At 69.5% G+C, this 16,190-nt stretch carries 16 protein-coding genes and 1 pseudogene; 12 read left to right on the top strand and 5 right to left on the bottom strand.

Features of this window, described 5'->3' with window-relative positions; genetic code table 11:
* The first annotated feature begins 54 nt into the window (after positions 1-54).
* Both AQJ91_RS17980 and AQJ91_RS17975 read left to right on the top strand, forming a co-directional pair.
* A complete protein-coding gene (locus tag AQJ91_RS17980) occupies positions 55-852 on the top strand; it encodes a peptidoglycan-binding protein (protein ID WP_067022287.1) in 798 nt (265 codons plus the stop codon).
* Positions 849-1,739 (top strand): helix-turn-helix domain-containing protein, encoded by an 891-nt coding sequence (locus tag AQJ91_RS17975; RefSeq protein ID WP_067022285.1) that lies wholly within the window; start codon positions 849-851, stop codon positions 1,737-1,739. The genes AQJ91_RS17980 and AQJ91_RS17975 overlap by 4 nt, the downstream gene beginning before the upstream one ends.
* Before the next feature lie 1,647 nt (positions 1,740-3,386).
* Here AQJ91_RS17975 and AQJ91_RS58750 read toward each other — a convergent pair.
* Positions 3,387-3,476 (bottom strand): annotated as a pseudogene (locus AQJ91_RS58750) (DUF2637 domain-containing protein); the annotation flags it as partial.
* Between the two features lie 217 nt (positions 3,477-3,693).
* Here AQJ91_RS58750 and AQJ91_RS17965 point away from each other — a divergent pair.
* From AQJ91_RS17965 to AQJ91_RS49540, 5 genes are all read left to right on the top strand, one after another.
* Entirely contained in the window at positions 3,694-3,873 is a 180-nt protein-coding gene (locus AQJ91_RS17965; RefSeq protein ID WP_067022582.1) for a hypothetical protein, read from the top strand.
* 8 nt (positions 3,874-3,881) lie between these two features.
* Positions 3,882-4,175, top strand: coding sequence for a Dabb family protein (locus AQJ91_RS17960; protein ID WP_067022283.1), 294 nt, complete (start codon positions 3,882-3,884; stop codon positions 4,173-4,175).
* A gap of 169 nt (positions 4,176-4,344) precedes the next feature.
* Entirely contained in the window at positions 4,345-5,163 is an 819-nt protein-coding gene (locus AQJ91_RS17955) for an RNA polymerase sigma factor SigF (RefSeq protein WP_067022579.1), read from the top strand.
* Positions 5,164-5,453: 290 nt separating this feature from the next.
* The gene (locus AQJ91_RS17950; RefSeq protein ID WP_067022282.1) at positions 5,454-6,362 is read left to right on the top strand and encodes an RNA polymerase sigma factor SigF; all 909 of its coding nucleotides are present in this window, start codon (positions 5,454-5,456) and stop codon (positions 6,360-6,362) included.
* A gap of 48 nt (positions 6,363-6,410) precedes the next feature.
* Positions 6,411-7,136, top strand: coding sequence for a hypothetical protein (locus tag AQJ91_RS49540; RefSeq protein ID WP_079085040.1), 726 nt, complete (start codon positions 6,411-6,413; stop codon positions 7,134-7,136).
* Between the two features lie 24 nt (positions 7,137-7,160).
* On the opposite strand, the gene AQJ91_RS17940 is transcribed toward AQJ91_RS49540, so the two are convergent.
* Both AQJ91_RS17940 and AQJ91_RS17935 read right to left on the bottom strand, forming a co-directional pair.
* Complete coding sequence (locus tag AQJ91_RS17940) at positions 7,161-7,361, bottom strand: hypothetical protein (RefSeq protein WP_067022278.1); 201 nt, start codon at positions 7,359-7,361, stop codon at positions 7,161-7,163.
* Between the two features lie 48 nt (positions 7,362-7,409).
* The gene (locus AQJ91_RS17935; RefSeq protein WP_067022276.1) at positions 7,410-8,051 is read right to left on the bottom strand and encodes a hypothetical protein; all 642 of its coding nucleotides are present in this window, start codon (positions 8,049-8,051) and stop codon (positions 7,410-7,412) included.
* A gap of 178 nt (positions 8,052-8,229) precedes the next feature.
* Between AQJ91_RS17935 and AQJ91_RS17930 the strand changes: the two genes are divergently transcribed.
* The 5 genes from AQJ91_RS17930 to AQJ91_RS17910 all read left to right on the top strand — a co-directional run bounded on the left by AQJ91_RS17930 (position 8,230) and on the right by AQJ91_RS17910 (position 13,581).
* The gene (locus tag AQJ91_RS17930; protein WP_067022275.1) at positions 8,230-8,733 is read left to right on the top strand and encodes a MarR family winged helix-turn-helix transcriptional regulator; all 504 of its coding nucleotides are present in this window, start codon (positions 8,230-8,232) and stop codon (positions 8,731-8,733) included.
* A 13-nt stretch (positions 8,734-8,746) separates the two neighbouring features.
* Positions 8,747-11,281 (top strand): MFS transporter, encoded by a 2,535-nt coding sequence (locus tag AQJ91_RS17925; RefSeq protein ID WP_079085039.1) that lies wholly within the window; start codon positions 8,747-8,749, stop codon positions 11,279-11,281.
* Positions 11,282-11,372: 91 nt separating this feature from the next.
* Positions 11,373-12,248, top strand: a complete 876-nt coding sequence (locus tag AQJ91_RS17920; RefSeq protein WP_067022271.1) for a YceI family protein — start codon at positions 11,373-11,375, stop codon at positions 12,246-12,248.
* A 9-nt stretch (positions 12,249-12,257) separates the two neighbouring features.
* Positions 12,258-12,731: a PPOX class F420-dependent oxidoreductase gene (locus AQJ91_RS17915; protein WP_067022269.1), complete on the top strand. Its 474-nt coding sequence runs from the start codon at positions 12,258-12,260 to the stop codon at positions 12,729-12,731.
* A gap of 61 nt (positions 12,732-12,792) precedes the next feature.
* Positions 12,793-13,581: an alpha/beta fold hydrolase gene (locus AQJ91_RS17910; RefSeq protein ID WP_067022267.1), complete on the top strand. Its 789-nt coding sequence runs from the start codon at positions 12,793-12,795 to the stop codon at positions 13,579-13,581.
* 165 nt (positions 13,582-13,746) lie between these two features.
* Here AQJ91_RS17910 and AQJ91_RS17905 read toward each other — a convergent pair whose 3' ends face one another.
* Entirely contained in the window at positions 13,747-14,502 is a 756-nt protein-coding gene (locus AQJ91_RS17905; protein WP_067022265.1) for a TetR/AcrR family transcriptional regulator, read from the bottom strand.
* A gap of 144 nt (positions 14,503-14,646) precedes the next feature.
* Positions 14,647-16,149 carry an MFS transporter gene (locus tag AQJ91_RS17900; protein WP_067022263.1) on the bottom strand — a complete coding sequence of 501 codons (1,503 nt, stop codon included), beginning with the start codon at positions 16,147-16,149 and terminating at the stop codon, positions 14,647-14,649.
* Positions 16,150-16,190 lie beyond the last annotated feature (41 nt).

Below are 16,190 nucleotides of genomic sequence, written 5' to 3'. Positions count from 1 at the left end.
TGAGACCGGGGCACAGGGCCGGGCCGGCGGTCCAAGAACGCGAGTGGGGGAAGCGTGTCGCGCTGGAAGGCACTGCCCGCAGAACTGCATCCGCACGTCCACCAGTTGATCGTGCGACTGCGCAGACTGAAGGACCACAGCGAACTGAGCACGCGTCAACTGGCCGCGAAGACCGGGTACAGCGCGAAGTCGTGGCAGCGGTATCTGAACGGCAGGGCTCTGCCGCCCCGGGAGGCTGTCGAGGCGATGGCCCGCGTCGGCGGTGACGATCCGGCCCGGCTGCTGGTGATGCACGAGATCGCCGCCCAACACTGGGCGGAGGGACGGGTGGTCACCACCGACGCCCCCGAGAACCCCTCCGCGACACCGGCACATGCCCCCGCGGAGCAGCAGCCGTACGGACGTCACCTGCGCGCCGCGGTCATGGCGGGAGCCGTGGTCACGGTGCTGTCCGTCTCCGCGGCGCTCCTGCTGGCCGTGCGGCTCACCGAGGCCCGTGCGCAGCTCGCGCGTGACCGCAGCGATGCTGTCGCGGCGGCCCCGGCCACCGTGTCGGAGTCCATGGTGCCGGTCATCTACACCTGTCGGCTGGAGCAGCGTGACGGCCGCTGGTACGCGGGCCTGAGCCGGACTACGGACATCCTCCTGTCCAACACCCACGTGGGGCTCGAAGTGGCCGAGGCGCAGTGCCTGTTGCGCCGGGCGGGCACTGCGCCAGGGGACATCGACGGCGTTTTCGGCCCGATGACGCGGCGAGCGGTCGAGCGCATGCAGAAGCAGAACGGGCTGGTCGTGAACGGAGTCATCGACCCGCCCACCTGGCAGGCCCTGCGGGAGGCGACGCCCCAGTGACCGCGGAACACATCCGGCTGGTCGCGGCGCTGCGGCAGCTGCGGGCCGGTGCGGGGCTGAGCCTGGCGGCGCTGGCGGAGCGAACGGCGTACAGCAAGTCCTCGTGGGAGCGTTACCTCAACGGCAAGAGCCTGCCTCCTCGCCAGGCCGTACGGGAACTGTGCCGGCTCGCGAACGAACCGGACGGGCGACTGCTGGCCCTGTGGGAGATCGCCGAGTCGCACTGGAGCGGACGCGCGGTGGCCCCCGCACCCGCCCCTCCCGCGGACGAGTCGCCGCGGCCACATCCTCAGGAGTCGCCGCCGCCCGCCGGGACCGGGCGGCGGCGACTTGGCGGGAGCAGGCTCCTGGTGGTGCTGGCGTCGGCGTACACCGTGATCGTCGGTGGTGTTGCGGCCCTGCTGTTCTTCCTGCTGCCGGACTCGGAGGCTCAGGAGGACGAACCGCTGTCGGCCTCCGTGCCGTTCTCCCTCGCTCCCCAGTGCCACGGAGCCGCCTGCGAGGGCCGGGACCCGATGCGCCTGATCTGCGGCCTCGGCCCCGAGACCCTCGGCTCGTACCGCACGGCCACCGGCGCCCACGTCGAGCTGCGCTACAGCGAGAAGTGCGGCGCGAGCTGGGCCCGGACCTGGGGGACCGAGATCGGCGACCGGCTGGACGTCACGGCGGACGGCCCGACCCACGGCGTACGCATCAGGAACAAGGACGACGCGGCGACCTTCATCTATACCGAGATGACCGAAGTCCGTCCGGGCAGCACCGTCCGGGCCTGCTTCCGGCCCGCGTCGGCCGACGGCGAACGCGAGTGCTTCGAGGCCCGCGTGGGTGGGGCCGCCGCCACGACCCGGCCGCCCTCAACTCCGGTGGCGTCCGGCCCTCGCGAGTAGCGTCCGGCACTCGGACGTGTCGATGCCGAATCCGGGCCGGGCTCGCTGCCCACGAATCCGAGCGACAGATCGCAGGCCGGATCGAGAGAGCAGCCATAGCAGGCCGACCGCTCAGTCTCTGGTAGCGCTTCGGGCATCAGCCATCTCCTGGCAACGCCCCGACACCACAAGCGCAGAATGCAACTCTCCGTAATCAGATACGCTCGTTTCCCCCGCCGCCGATCAACTGCGATCACGAGACTCTGCTACCCCGCACTTGCCCGCACTCGGCGGCTCTCTCAAGCGGCCCCCACCATCGAGTCCAGCTCTCATTCAGCCGCCGCAGCCGCTCTGCGCACGGTGTGGACACGTCCACACCAGACCCGACGGAGACAGATCGAGCAGGATCCAGCGGGATGGAAACGGGGTGGTATGTCCCACTCTCAGGAAAAACCGCAGGTGAGACGGGTCACGTAAGCGGGTTCAAATCCCTCCGCTACCGCTGGTAGATGAGGGCGGTCCGTATGGGGGCCGCCCCTTCATGATCTTCCGTCTCGGTTTCGGTCTCACTGTGACGCTCTCACGCGTCGTGCTGAGCCCCCCGCCACCTGGCCAACGACTCCTCCTCTGCCCGACAGGCAGCGGCGACCATGACGGCAGACACCGCAAAGAAGAGGGTTGCTCCGGAGTCGAACCATCGCGCCCCTGACTTGAGCGCCGACTCGTACGTGGCGCGGCTCACTGGTTCCCGGTCCCCGTGATTGTTGACGGCCGGAGCTCCGCCGATGGCGACGCACAGTACTACGCCAGCAGCGAGAGTCCCTGCCACAGCCTGCAGCCATCGGGGGGTGTGCCACAGCAGGTCGAGAAACTCCGGACCCCTGGTTTGCACGCCTGCCCGGTGGCACCGCAGCATCGCGCTCCCGAATACCGGGAAAACTAGCCCGAACAGGGTAAAGGCGGCGGCTTCGGGCACCACTGGCTCTCCTGGCAGCAAGGTCAAGGCCACTGCAATCGCGGCCGGTCCAGCCAGGGACAACGACACACCCATATGGACCTTGTAGCTGGTCGGCACAGGCATCCCTCTCTCACCGCGTGCGAGAAGCCTGGCCCATGGAGCGCCGCATGAGGAGTGCCAATCGCGGCAGGCACAAACATCCGAGATTGCGCGGTTCCGGCAAAGCGCCGCTCATCGACTACGAACGGGTACAGCGTCGCGGCAGTGGCGTCGGCACCTACGGCTTCGGCGACGTCGCGCCCGGGTTCGACGTAATTCCGAGCGACTGGAGCAACAACAGCTCCTTGACCTGCGGATTAGCCAAGCGCGCCCGAATCGCCCGTTTCTCCAGACATAGAGAAACGGGCAGGTCGGCGAGGTGCCCGCATGCACTGTGGAGCCAACATGCACGGAAGAACGACGAGCCCAGACCTGTTCGTATCGGGATAAATCGATGGCTCCGCGTTGACCCTGTGATAGATGACCTATCGTCACTCCAGGCGCGGATCATGACAGTTGCTTCGGAGGCTTCGAGGCAGAAGGCGAGACACCGCGTGTGACCTGCGGAAACGGGTTGCCCTAGAGAAACGCCCTGTGGCGGACTGACTCGCGAACCCGCAGGTCAAGTGGCATGCCCATCGCTCCAGCGCCGCGAATTATGTCGAACCCCGGTCGCGCAGCGCGTTCCAAAAGACCCGGAATGCCATACCCACCACGCCGACCAGCGCGAGCACGAGCAGCGTCTTGCCGGCGCGGTTCATCGCGCACCTCCTTGTCCCCCCAGGGGGTGTAGGTGACAGGCTCTTGACCAGCACGAACAGACCTCGAAAGCGAGTGTGGCGCAATTCACCGAAGGTTCGAATCCCTCCGCCACCGCTTCTGAAGGGCCCGTCGAAAGACGGGGCCCTTCGTGCGATCATGGCCGATCGTTGGCGCACATCAGAGACAGCAGTGACAGCCGAGACCGGGGAGGCCGCGATGGCGGTGAATGCGAAGAAGATCACCGTTTTTGTGCTCGTGGTCTTCGCGGTGTATGTGATCATCACGGACCCGGAGCAGGCCGCCGACTATGTCCAGATAGGGTTCCAGGGCATATCGGACGCCGCCAAAGCCATCGGCGACTTCATGACGTGGATCGCCGACGGAGGCGACAGCTAGGAGTGCCCATGATCCGCCACCTGGTCCTCTTCAAGCTCAACGAGGGCGTCGAACGCGACGACCCGCGGGTCGTGGAGGGCGCCGAGGCCTTCCGTTCACTCGAGGGCAGGATCCCCGAGATCCGCTTCTGGGAGCTCGGCTGGAACATCAGTGACCGCCCCATCGCGTACGACTTCGCGATCAACTCCGGCTTCGACGACGTGGCCGCGCTGCGGAAGTACGTGGAGCACCCGGACCACCAGGCGGGCGTCGAACTGTGGCGGGAGTTCGCCACCTGGGTGATCGCCGACTACGAGTACTGAGCCGCACCCTGGGAGCCCTCCGCCGGAACGGCGGGGGGCTTTTCTGTGTCTTATGCCCCAACTCTTCCCTCAACACGGTGTTATGCGGTGCTTGCACACAGTGCACATGTCTTGTGATGCTATGACCGCTTTTGACGGATGAGTTGAACGATGATTGACCGATGAAGAGGTGGCGTTGACCGTGTCGGCCAGTACTGCGCCGCCCCAGGAAGCCGCACCGCGGAGCCGCGGCGCCGACACCCGGGCGCTCACCCAGGTCCTCTTCGCCCAGCTCAAGGAGTTGCAGCCGGGCACGCCGGAGCACAACCGGGTGCGCGGGGCGCTCATCGAGGCCAACCTCCCGCTCGTGCGCTACGCGGCCGCCCGCTTCCGCTCCCGCAGCGAGCCGATGGAGGACGTGATCCAGGTCGGCACCATCGGGCTCATCAACGCCATCGACCGCTTCGACCCGGACCGGGGCGTGCAGTTCCCGACGTTCGCGATGCCGACCGTCGTCGGCGAGATCAAGCGGTACTTCCGCGACAACGTCCGCACCGTCCACGTACCGCGCCGGCTCCACGAACTGTGGGTGCAGGTCACCAGCGCGACCGAGGACCTGACGACCGCCTTCGGGCGCACCCCGACCACCGCCGAGATCGCCGAGCGGCTGCGCATCAGCGAGGAGGAGGTGCTGTCCTGCATCGAGGCCGGACGGTCGTACCACGCCACCTCGCTGGAGGCCGCCCAGGAGGGCGACGGACTGCCCGGCCTGCTGGACCGGCTCGGCTACGAGGACCCGGCGCTGGACGGCGTGGAACACCGCGACCTGGTCCGCCATCTCCTCGTCCAACTCCCCGAACGGGAACAGCGGATCCTGCTGCTGCGCTACTACAGCAATCTCACCCAGTCGCAGATCAGCGCGGAACTCGGCGTCTCCCAGATGCATGTCTCGCGACTACTCGCGCGTAGCTTCCAGCGGCTGCGCTCCGCGAACCGCATCGACGCGTAACGCGAACCGGATCGACGCGCAATCGCAAACACGAGCGAGGCATCACCGGCACGAGCGAATCGCTCACCAGGGCGGATCCCGACAGTTCTGCGCCGAAATACCGTCAGACCCCCTGTTTCCAGGGCTGATTCACGTCTTACATGTCGACATGTCACTACAGCGTGTTGCCGACATGTGACATTCTGCCGGAGACGCGTTTGCCGTGGCTCCGGCTCCGGTATTCAGGTGAAGGCTGATGTTCCTCGACGGGAGCGTCCGCCGCGACCGTCCCGCGACCCAGAGGGGGTGGCATGTCCGCAGAACAGGGCAGCTCCAAGGTGCTCACGCTCACAAAGAGCGAGTCGGCGCCCGACGCGCTCGACGACGTAATGGCCATCGAGGCCGCGCCGGCCCCGGCCCTCCCGACCACGCCTGCCCCGGTCGTGCCGACCTCGGAGATCATCGACACCCGGACCCTGTCCCGCTCCCTCTTCCTGCGGCTCGCCGCACTCGACGAGGACAGCCCCGAGCGCATGTACGTCCGGGACACGCTGATCGAGCTCAACCTCCCGCTGGTGCGGTACGCCGCCGCGCGGTTCCGCTCGCGCAACGAGCCGATGGAGGACATCGTCCAGGTCGGCACCATCGGCCTGATCAAGGCGATCGACCGCTTCGACTGCGAACGGGGCGTCGAGTTCCCGACGTTCGCGATGCCGACGGTCGTGGGCGAGATCAAGCGGTTCTTCCGCGACACGTCGTGGTCGGTGCGTGTCCCGCGGCGCCTGCAGGAGCTGCGCCTGGCCCTCACCAAGGCCAGCGACGAGCTCTCCCAGAAGCTGGACCGCTCGCCGACGGTGACCGAACTCGCCGCCGTACTGGGCGTGTCCGAGGAGGACGTCGTCGACGGCCTCGCGGTCGGCAACGCGTACACGGCCTCCTCCCTCGACTCCCCGGCCCCCGAGGACGACGGCGGCGAGGGCTCCCTCGCGGACCGCCTCGGCTACGAGGACACGGCCCTGGAGGGCGTCGAGTACCGCGAGTCCCTGAAGCCCCTGCTGGCCAAACTCCCGCCCCGGGAGCGCCGGATCATCATGCTGCGCTTCTTCGCCAACATGACCCAGTCGCAGATCGGCGAGGAGGTCGGCATCTCCCAGATGCACGTCTCCCGGCTGCTGACCCGGACCCTGTCCCAACTGCGCGAGGGCCTCATCTCCGACTGAGGATCCCGAGGGGTTCCTTCCTGACGGAGTGTCAGCCACACTGGCGCGATGCTTCGTACGACATGGACACCTGGCCGCCGGGGCACCGTGATCGGTGCGTCGGCGGCCGTCGTCTGTCTGGGCGGGCTACTGGCCGCGTGCGCGGGCGGCGGTGACACCGACGGCTATGTCGCGGTCGGCGCGCCCCGGGTCTCCGGTGAGGCGGCACCGACGGGGGACGTGACCTTCGTGCCGCTGGAGGGGGAGACGGAGCCGCCTGCGAGTGGGGCGGGGGGTGCGGGCAACTCCCCTGCCAGGAACGGGAATTCGGGAAGTCCCGGAAATTCGGCAAACCTCTCGGGCGCGGCGCCCAGGACCCCCGAAGCGAGCGACAGCTCCGGCACTTCTCCGTCCGCCGGTGCCGAGTCCGGTCGTACGCCGGTGAGTTCGCCGTCCCCGACACCGACACCGGCGCCCGGCCGTACGACGCCCGCCGCCCTGAGTGTGAGCGCTCCCGTACGGGAGCCCGCCGACCGTCGCTGGTGCGAGAAGGTGACCCTCGGTTTCCACAACACCGGTGGCAGCGCGGTGCGTTCGGGCACGGTGACCTTCGGGACGCACATCATCGGCGCGCTCGGCGTCGACTGGGGGACCGTCGAGTCCACCGAGGAACTTCCGACGCCGATCGGGCCTGGCCTACGGAAGGAGAAGACGTGGACGGTGTGCGTGGAGGAGTGGCGCGTGCCGCTCGGGATGCATGTCGAGACGCGGGACGTCGACGTGCGGTGGAAGTAGTGGGGCGCCCCGCCGGAACTGGAACTACATGAGCGCCAGGTAGGCCACCGCCGCCACGATCGCCACAGCGGCGACGACGCCGACGATCAGGCCGATGCGGGGACCGGAGGAGGAGGCCGCCGGCTGCGGCCGGCCCTGCGGGGCCGCCTCGTCGACGAACGCGCGGAACATCTGGGTGCTGCCGGCGGGGTCGTGGTTGCCCTGGGGGCCCTGGGTGTTAGCCATGGGCCGAGACCTTAGCGAAGTCGGGCGGGGCGGCCCAAGTGGGGGTCGTCACGGACGCCCGTCCGAACCGTCCCTCGACGCCCGCTGCCCGTAGTCGGCACGCAGCCTCCAGACGTCCTTCCACTCTCCGGCACGGCGGGCGGCGAGCTCCACGTCGCCGGCCCGCTCCCGCCCCTGAGCGACCCCGCACCCCGCGCACAGCCGGTACCAGTAGTAGCCGTCACCCCAGCCGACCGTCTCCCCCTGCCGCCCGCACGCCCGGCAGCCCGGCGGGACCGAGGTGCGGAGCACCCGTTCGACCACCACCGGAAGCGGCTCGGCCGGATGGAACGCCGGGTCGGGGCAGTACGCGATGTTGCCCCACTGCCGCTGCCAGCGACGCCAGGAGGCGTCGGACGGCGGTTGTCGGCGGCCCCTCGCCTTGTCCACCCGCCGCTGGGCCGCGTACGCACGCTCGTCGGTGAGCCAATGCCGGCGAGCGGCAGTCAGTTCCTCGACGGCGCGTACCAGTGCGTCGGGGGCGTGCTCCGGGTTCCTGGGGATGCCGGCGCTGACACATAGGTGGTGGTACGTGGCGCGGAAGCCGTAGGGCGCGAAGGCGACCAGGCAGGAGCGCAGGTTGGCGTGCCGGGCGCGGGGCGGGAGGGTCGTGTCGTGCACCCGTCTTCGGTGTGTGGTGAAGCTGCTCATCGTCGGACGCTATGGGGCGCCGACGGCGATGCGCATGCCATTAACCGTTCTGGCCTGCGCGTTTACTGCCGCAATACATGCCTTTGCCAAGTTTTTGAGCCACCTCCCTGCCATTTTATTTGCCTGTAGCAACCAATCACTCCTATGGTTGCCCTAAGCAACCTAACCGGGAGGCGTGATGGCCGAGCAGGCGCAGTACGAGGAGCTGGTCCGTCAGTTCAGCGCCTTCGGTGCCGTGAAGCGGGAGATGGCGCGCGTGCTGCCGGCCGGCTGCCCCAGCGGTTCCGCCGCCGTGCTGACGCTGCTGGCCCGGCACGGCGACATGCGCATGAGCAAGCTCGCCGAGCTGCTGGCCGTGGACATGTCGGTCACCAGCCGCCATGTCGCCCACGTCGCCGAGCGCGGCTGGATCGACCGGTCCCCCGACCCGGCGGACAAACGCAGCCGCATCCTGCGCCTCACCGCCGCGGGCCAGGCGCAGATCGACGAACTGTCCCGGCGGACCACGCGGATGCTCGCCGAGCGGCTGAGCGACTGGACCGACGACGAGGTCGCCCAGCTCACCCGGCTGATGGCACGGCTGCGGGCCGGCTTCGACGACTGCCGCCTCGGCCACGCGCCCCGGCCGCTCCCGCCTCCCGCACCCGGACAGTCCCCCCGTACACCCGCGATCACCAAGTAAGAGAAGGAAGCTCATGGCAACGACCACACCAGCCGGTGTGCGGGCTCATGCCAAGCACGGAGGAGGCGCTCACGGGTCTTCCGACGGCGCTCCGATGACGCACCGGCAGATCATGGAGGCGCTCTCCGGGCTGCTGCTCGGCATGTTCGCCGCGATCCTGTCCTCGACGATCGTCTCCAACGCCCTGCCCGAGATCATCAAGGACCTGGGCGGCGGCCAGAGCGCCTACACCTGGGTCGTCACCGCCGCGCTGCTGTCGATGACGGCCTCGACGCCCCTGTGGGGCAAGCTCGCCGACCTGGTCAGCAAGAAGGCGCTGGTCCAGATAGCCCTCGTCATCTACATCGTGGGCTCCGTGGTCGCCGGTCTGTCGCGGAACTCGGGGATGCTGATCGGCGCCCGGGTCATCCAGGGGCTCGGCGCCGGCGGTCTGACCGCGCTCGCGCAGATCATCATGGCCGCGATGATCTCGCCTCGCGAGCGCGGGCGTTACTCCGGCTACCTGGGCGCGACCTTCGCCGTCGCGACCGTCGGCGGGCCGCTGGTCGGCGGTGTCATCACCGACACCGACTGGCTGGGCTGGCGCTGGTGCCTGTACGTGGGTGTGCCGTTCGCGCTGATCGCCCTGCTGGTGCTGCAGAAGACGCTGCATCTGCCGGAGGCCGGGCGCAGGGTCAAGGTCGACTGGGCCGGTGCCTTCTTCATCACCGCCGCCGTCTCCCTGCTGCTGATCTGGGTGACCTTCGCGGACGACAAGTACGCCTGGCTGTCCTGGCAGACGTACGCGATGGTCGGCGGCGCCCTCGCCCTCACCCTCGTCTTCCTCTTCGTCGAGACCAAGGCCACCGAGCCGATCATCCCGCTGTACCTCTTCAAGAACCGCACGATCACGCTGGCCTCGGTCGCCTCGCTGTTCGTCGGTGTCGCGATGTTCGCGGGCACCGTCTTCTTCAGCCAGTACTTCCAGCTCGCGCGGGACAAGTCCCCGACCATGTCGGGCGTCATGACGATCCCCATGATCGCCGGGCTGTTCGTGTCGTCGACCGTCTCGGGGCAGATCATCACCAAGACCGGAAAGTGGAAGGCCTGGCTGGTCGCGGGCGGTCTGCTGCTGACCGCCGGGCTCGGACTGCTGGGCACCATGCGGTACGACACCGACTACTGGAAGATCGCCCTCTACATGGCGGTCATGGGCCTCGGCATCGGCATGATGATGCAGAACCTGGTCCTGTCCACGCAGAACCAGGTCGCCCCGCACGAACTCGGCGCCGCCAGCTCGGTCGTCACCTTCTTCCGGTCCCTCGGCGGCGCGATGGGCGTCGCGGCGCTCGGCTCCGTGATGTCGACGCGGATCAGCCACTACGCCACCGACACCATCGGCTCGCTCAGCCCCCAGGAGCAGCCGGCCGCCGGCAAGGCGACGGGCACGGGCGAGCTGCCCGACATGGACGCGCTGCCCACGCACATCCGCACCTGGCTGGAGAGCGCCTACGGGCACGGCATCGCCGACATCTTCCTGTACGTCGCCCCGGTCGCGCTCCTCGCGTTCCTGGTGACGCTGTTCATCAAGGAGGCGCCGCTGCGCACCAGCGGGGCGCCGGCCCAGGCGGCGAAGGTCTCCCAGGAGACGGTCACGGAGGCGGTCGCGGAGGCTCCGGCCGCGGCGCGGGTCCCGAGCTGGGCCGTCACCTCGCCGGAGACCGAGGCCGGTCCCGAGGGGATCCAGAAGCCGGCCGCCGCCGTCGCCGTCGCCACCGCGGAATCCTCCGGTTCCTCCGGTTCCGGTGGCCGGATCCCGGTCCGTGGCTTCGTCCGCGGTGCCGAGAGCGCGCCCGTGCCGCAGGCCGCCGTGACGCTGATCTCGCTGGCAGGGCGGCAGTTGGGCCGGTCGGTCGCGCAGGCCGACGGTGGCTACGGGGTGGACGCGCCCGGCGCGGGATCGTACGTCCTGATCGCGTCCGCCGACGGGTTCCAGCCGCAGGCGTCCACGGTCGTCGTCCACGACGAGCCGGTGGCGTACGACATCCTGCTCAGCGGCACCAGCGGGCTCACCGGCGTCGTGCGGGCCGCGCAGAGCGCGCTGCCGGTCAAGGACGCCATGGTGATCGTCACCGATGTGCGCGGGGACCTGCTGGCCACGGCCGCCACCGGTGAGCAGGGCGAGTTCGGCTTCGCCGAGCTGGTGCCGGGCACCGTGACCGTCGCCGTGAACGCCACCGGATACCGGCCCCGCGCCCTGCCCGTCGAGATCGGCGGCTCCGGGGTCACCCGGGTCGAGGTCGACCTCGAGTCGGGCGCCCAGGTCCAGGGCGCCGTACGGGCCCCGAACGGGCCGCTGGCCGACGCGCGGGTCACCCTCGTCGACGCGGCGGGCAACGTCGTCGGCACCTCCACCACCGGCGCCGACGGGGCATACGCCTTCACCGACCTGGACGGCGGCGAGTACACGGTCATCGCGACGGGCTACCCGCCGGTGGCGACGGCACTGACGGTCGACGGTCGAGGGGTCGACGACCACGACATCGAACTCGCCCACCCCGGCGAGTAGCTGAACCCCGGCCCGTGGCGGGCGGCGCGCTCTGAGCGGAGGTGCGCGGGCGCCGCGGGCCGGTTTCTTTGAGGCTGAGGAGTTACGTGAGATGGGACTGACCGCGAGGATCCGTACCCGGGACGGATGGGCCGTGTCGCACGCGGTCGTCACGGTGACGGACATGACCGGCACGCAGGTGCTGCGGGCCGAGGCCGACGGAGAGGGGGCGGTACGGGACACGACACCGCTGGCTCCCGGGGCGTACACCGTCATCGTCACCGCCGTCGGGTACGCGCCCGCCGCCACCGCGATCGTCACCGCGAGCGGCCGGGCCGAGGCGGGGACGGTGACGCCGGCCCGGCAGGGCGGCACGGAGCTGCCGCCGCCCGGGCCGTGGAGCGTCGACCCGGCGCACTCCACGGTGGGTGCGGTGGCCCAGCACCTGGGCATCTCGAGCGTGCACGGCCGTTTCACCGACTTCACGGCCTCGGTCGAGATCGCGCCGGACGATGTCGCCGAGTCCCGGGTGGAGGCGGTCATCCGGGCCGCCTCCATCGACACCGGCAACGGCATGCGGGACGGGCACCTGAAGTCCGCCGACTTCCTGGACGTCGGGAAATACCCCGAGATCACCTACCGCTCGACAGGCCTGACGGCGGCCGCCGGTTCCGATCGCTGGACGGTGCACGGCGAGCTGGGCATGCACGGCGTCGTACGGCCGGTGGACCTGGACCTGGCCTATCTCGGTACGGGGGCCGATCCCTGGGGCGGGACGCGGGCGGCGGTCCGGGCGACGACGGAACTGCACCGGGACGACTTCGCGATGAACTACAACCAGGTCGTGCAGGCGGGCATCGCGGCCATCGGTACGACGCTCAGGGTGGAGCTGGACATCCAGGCGGTGCAAGGGGAGTCGCTGCCACAGGTTCAGGGGCACGAGGGTACGCACGGCAGGGTCAGCCTCGCCGGGGCCGGCTGCCCCTAGGCTGACGGCATGGCACCGAACATCGCGACCAACACCCGCGTCTCCCTCGACGAGCTGCTGGACTTCGTACGCCCCCGGCACCGCGCCATCCTGCTCACCCGCCGGGCCGACGGCAGCCCGCAGGGGTCGCCGCTGACCTGCGGGGTCGACGACTCGGGGCGGATCGTCGTCTCCACCTACCCCGACCGCGCCAAGACCCGCAACGCCAAGCGGGACCCGCGGGTCAGCCTGATCGTACTGAGCGACGACTGGAACGGGCCCTGGGTGCAGATCGACGGCACCGCCGAGGTCGTCGACACGCCCGACTCGGTCGAGCCGCTCGTGGAGTACTACCGGAACATCGCCGGCGAGCACCCGGACTGGGACGAGTACCGGGAGGCCATGGTCAAGCAGGGCAAGTCGATCATCCGGGTCACGCCGGAGCGGTGGGGGCCGGTGGCCACCGGCGGTTTCCCGGCGCGGCTGGCTCCGCAGGGCGATTAGTTTCGCCGGGGCGGGGGGTCTGACCTCCTGAGACGCTGGTGAAGTCATAAGGAGCGCGCACATGGGTACGTACGTACAGCTCGGCGACGTGAAGACCTGGTACGACGAGTACGGCGAGGGCGAGGCGCTGGTCCTGATGCACGGCGGGCTGGTGGACGCCCGGTTCTTCGAGCCGAACCTCGGGCCCCTCGCCGAGCACTTCCACGTCTACACACCCGAGCGCCGGGGGCACGGCCACACCCCGGACGTGCCCGGCCCGATCACGTACCAGCTCATGGCCGACGACACGATCGCCTTCCTGGAGACGGTCGTCCGCGAGCCCGCCGACCTGGTCGGGCACAGCGACGGGGCGTTCGTGGCGATGCTGGTGGCGATGCAACGGCCCGAGCTGGTGAAGCGGCTGGTGATGATCAGCGGCGGGTTCAGCAAGGAGGGCGAGGCGGCGCCGGACGCGGAGTGGGACGTCGACGCGATCGCCGAGTTCCTCGGCCCGGCCTACGCCGAGGTGTCGCCGGACGGCCTCGACCACTTCAAGGTCGTCGCCACGAAGATCGGCGAGATGGCCGCGCGGGAACCCAACCTGAAGGCCTCCGACCTGGCCGCGGTGACCGCGCGCTCGCTGGTGATGTTCTCCGACGACGACCTGGTGACCATGGGGCACGTGGTGGAGATGTACGACGCGCTGCCCAACGCCGAGCTGGCCGTCGTCCCCGGCACCTCGCACTTCCTCACCCAGGAGAAGCCCGCGCTGGTCAACGCGCTGGTGCTGGACTTCCTCACCCACGAGCCGGTGCCGACGGTGGCGGCGATCCGGCGGGCGGACACGGGCGCGGGCGCCGGTCCCGCCTAGCTAGTGCCCCGGCAGGCAACGTTTGCCCGTCAAGGAGCGGCGTCCGGTGCGTGCTCTCGGCGTGCCGGCCGGAAGTCCTCGTACTGGATGTACTTGGGCTTTCGGCCGGTGCGGCGAGAGGGCGTGCCGGGCGTCGCGACGGGGCGAACGTTGCCTGTTGGGGCACTAGTCGGCGGCTTCCCCCACCATCGCCTCGATGCCCGCCACCAGCAGGTCCAGGGCGAAGGTGAAGTCCCGTTCCATCATCTCCTCCACCGTGTCGCCGCCCCGGGCCGCCATGATCTCCTCGGACTCCTTGAGGACCTCGGCGGCGTCCGGCGCCTGGGTCACCGCGCTCATGGCGTGCCGGAAGTACTCGTCCTGGGTCATGCCGGCCTGGGCGCACCGCGCGATGAAGTGGCCCTCGATGGTGCCGTAGCCGTAGACGAACTGGAAGACGGCGGAGATCGCGCTGGTCAGGCGGTGCACGGGCAGCCCGGTCTTGCGGATGACCTGCTGCACGACCCGGGAGAAGGCGAGGTAGTTCGGGCCGAGGTTGAGGAAGGTACCGGCGAGCGGGGAGACCCAGGGGTGCCGGACCAGCAGGCCGCGGTACTCGTGGGCCAGCGTGCGCAGCTGGTCGCGCCAGTCCTCGTCGCTCTCCTGGTCGGGCAGGCTCAGCTCGCCGAAGGCGGCGTCGAGGGCGAGTTCGAGCAGGTCGTCCTTGGTGTCGACGTACCAGTAGACGGACATCGCGGTCACGTTCAGCTCACCGGCCAGCCGCCGCATGGAGAACTTGGCCAGCCCCTCGGCGTCCAGCAGCCGCACGGTCACTTCGGTGATCCGGTCACGGTCCAGCCCCGACGGCTGCCCACCCCCACGCCCACCCCGCCGCGCCTTGGCCTCCAGCCAGACACTGACCCGCTGGCCTGCCTTCACCATGGCGCACCTTCCTAGACAAATAGAACGCCGGTCATGCTAAGCGCCCTTAAGGGGGCGGGGCTGTATCACTGTGCGGCTCCGCCGCGTGGGCGCGATCAACCCCACACGACCCGCAGCCGCCAACCCCCCGCATCACCCGAGCTCTTAGGCAACCACCTCGGAGTCTGCCCGCTCAGCGAGCCGCAACAACGCAGCCGCCACCATCCCACCCAGCAGCACAGCCCCCGCCCCCACCAACTGACTGCTCTCAAGACCCGACGCAAACCCATCCAAGATCCGCGCCCTCTCCTCCCCCGAAGCCGCGGAAGCCAACGCCGCCGGCAAAGAGGCCGCCCCCACAGAAACCGCCGCCGCGAACCGCGAGTTGAGCACCGCCCCCAACACCGCGACCCCCAACCCGTTCCCGAACTCCCCCAACGTCCCGTTGATGCCCGCGCCCACGCCCGCCTTGGCCGGCGGAATCGCACTCATGATGGCGTGCGCCATAACCGGGTTGGCCAGCGCGGCCCCCACCCCGATCAGGACAAGACCGACCAGCGTCCCGGCATAACCACCAGACGCAAGCGACGCGATGGACACCAGCCCCGCCGACATCAGCACCATCGCCAGCGCGATGGCCACCGGCGCCCCCGTCTTCGCCGCCCACTTCGCGGACAGCCCCGAGAAGTTGAGGGCGATGATGGCCAGCGCCAGCGGCGCGGTCCGCAGGCCCGCCTCCAGCGGCCCGTATCCGAGCACGAACTGCAGATGCTGCGTGAGCAGGAACAGCGACCCGCCCATGCCGAAGGCGATCAGCACCGCACCCGCGACCGCGCCCGTGAACCGCCGGTCGCGGAAGAAGTGCAGATCGAGCATGGGGTACGGGATACGGCTCTCCCACCACGCGAACAGGGCCAGGACCAGCACCGCGACGCCCGCTGTGGCCGGCACCCGGCCCGACGTCCAGCCGTGCTCGGGGCCGGAGATGATCGCGTAGACCAGCGAACCCATACCGATCGTGGAGAGTACGGCGCCCAGCAGGTCCGGGCGGTCTCCCTGCGGGTTCTTGGACTCGGGGACCAGGGACACGACCGCCACCAGGCCGAGTGCGGCGACCGGCAGGTTGATCAGGAAGATCGCGCCCCACCAGAAGTGGTTGAGCATGAAGCCGCCGATCAGCGGACCGGTCGCGAAGCCGAGCGCGTTGACCGCGGCCCAGATACCGATGGCCTTGGGCTGCTCCTCGGGCGCGAAGATCTGCATCGCCACGGCGAGCGTGGTGGTCATCAGCAGCGCGCCACCGACACCCATGCCGGCCCGCGCGGCGATCAACTGGGTGGTGCTGTCGGCGAGTCCGGCGGCCAGGGAGCCAACGCCGAACAGGGCCAGGCCCGTTATCAGCATCTTCTTACGGCCGTAGCGGTCGGCGGCGCTGCCCGCGGTGAGCAGCAGGCCGGACTGCACGAGCGAGTACGCGTTGATCATCCACTGGATGTCCGAGGTGGCCGCGCCCAGTTCGCGGGTGAGCGAGGGGATGGCCACGTTCAGGACGGTGTTGTCGAGCAGCACGGTGAGCTGGGCGAGACAGATGACACCGAGGATCAGCCAGCGCTGCGGGTGGCCCTGGGTGTGGGTGGCCCGGGCTTGTTCCTGGGAGGATGTCGTCATGCCATACACCGTAGAACAGTTCCCATACACCGTACAATTGA

Source organism: Streptomyces dysideae (genome assembly GCF_001514305.1).
Taxonomy (GTDB): domain Bacteria; phylum Actinomycetota; class Actinomycetes; order Streptomycetales; family Streptomycetaceae; genus Streptomyces; species Streptomyces dysideae.
Note: the sequence above shows the minus strand (reverse complement) of the source record. Positions and strands in the feature narration are given on the sequence as shown.

Bases quoted from the DNA above. Each gene is read 5' to 3' on its own strand.
- AQJ91_RS17965 (WP_067022582.1), top strand. From the start codon at position 3,694: ATGGCGGTGAATGCGAAGAAGATCACCGTTTTTGTGCTCGTGGTCTTC.
- AQJ91_RS17960 (WP_067022283.1), top strand. From the start codon at position 3,882: ATGATCCGCCACCTGGTCCTCTTCAAGCTCAACGAGGGCGTCGAACGC.
- AQJ91_RS17950 (WP_067022282.1), top strand. From the start codon at position 5,454: ATGTCCGCAGAACAGGGCAGCTCCAAGGTGCTCACGCTCACAAAGAGC.
- AQJ91_RS49540 (WP_079085040.1), top strand. From the start codon at position 6,411: ATGCTTCGTACGACATGGACACCTGGCCGCCGGGGCACCGTGATCGGT.
- AQJ91_RS17940 (WP_067022278.1), bottom strand. From the start codon at position 7,361: ATGGCTAACACCCAGGGCCCCCAGGGCAACCACGACCCCGCCGGCAGC.
- AQJ91_RS17935 (WP_067022276.1), bottom strand. From the start codon at position 8,051: ATGAGCAGCTTCACCACACACCGAAGACGGGTGCACGACACGACCCTC.
- AQJ91_RS17930 (WP_067022275.1), top strand. From the start codon at position 8,230: ATGGCCGAGCAGGCGCAGTACGAGGAGCTGGTCCGTCAGTTCAGCGCC.
- AQJ91_RS17925 (WP_079085039.1), top strand. From the start codon at position 8,747: ATGGCAACGACCACACCAGCCGGTGTGCGGGCTCATGCCAAGCACGGA.
- AQJ91_RS17920 (WP_067022271.1), top strand. From the start codon at position 11,373: ATGGGACTGACCGCGAGGATCCGTACCCGGGACGGATGGGCCGTGTCG.
- AQJ91_RS17915 (WP_067022269.1), top strand. From the start codon at position 12,258: ATGGCACCGAACATCGCGACCAACACCCGCGTCTCCCTCGACGAGCTG.
- AQJ91_RS17910 (WP_067022267.1), top strand. From the start codon at position 12,793: ATGGGTACGTACGTACAGCTCGGCGACGTGAAGACCTGGTACGACGAG.
- AQJ91_RS17905 (WP_067022265.1), bottom strand. From the start codon at position 14,502: ATGGTGAAGGCAGGCCAGCGGGTCAGTGTCTGGCTGGAGGCCAAGGCG.
- AQJ91_RS17900 (WP_067022263.1), bottom strand. From the start codon at position 16,149: ATGACGACATCCTCCCAGGAACAAGCCCGGGCCACCCACACCCAGGGC.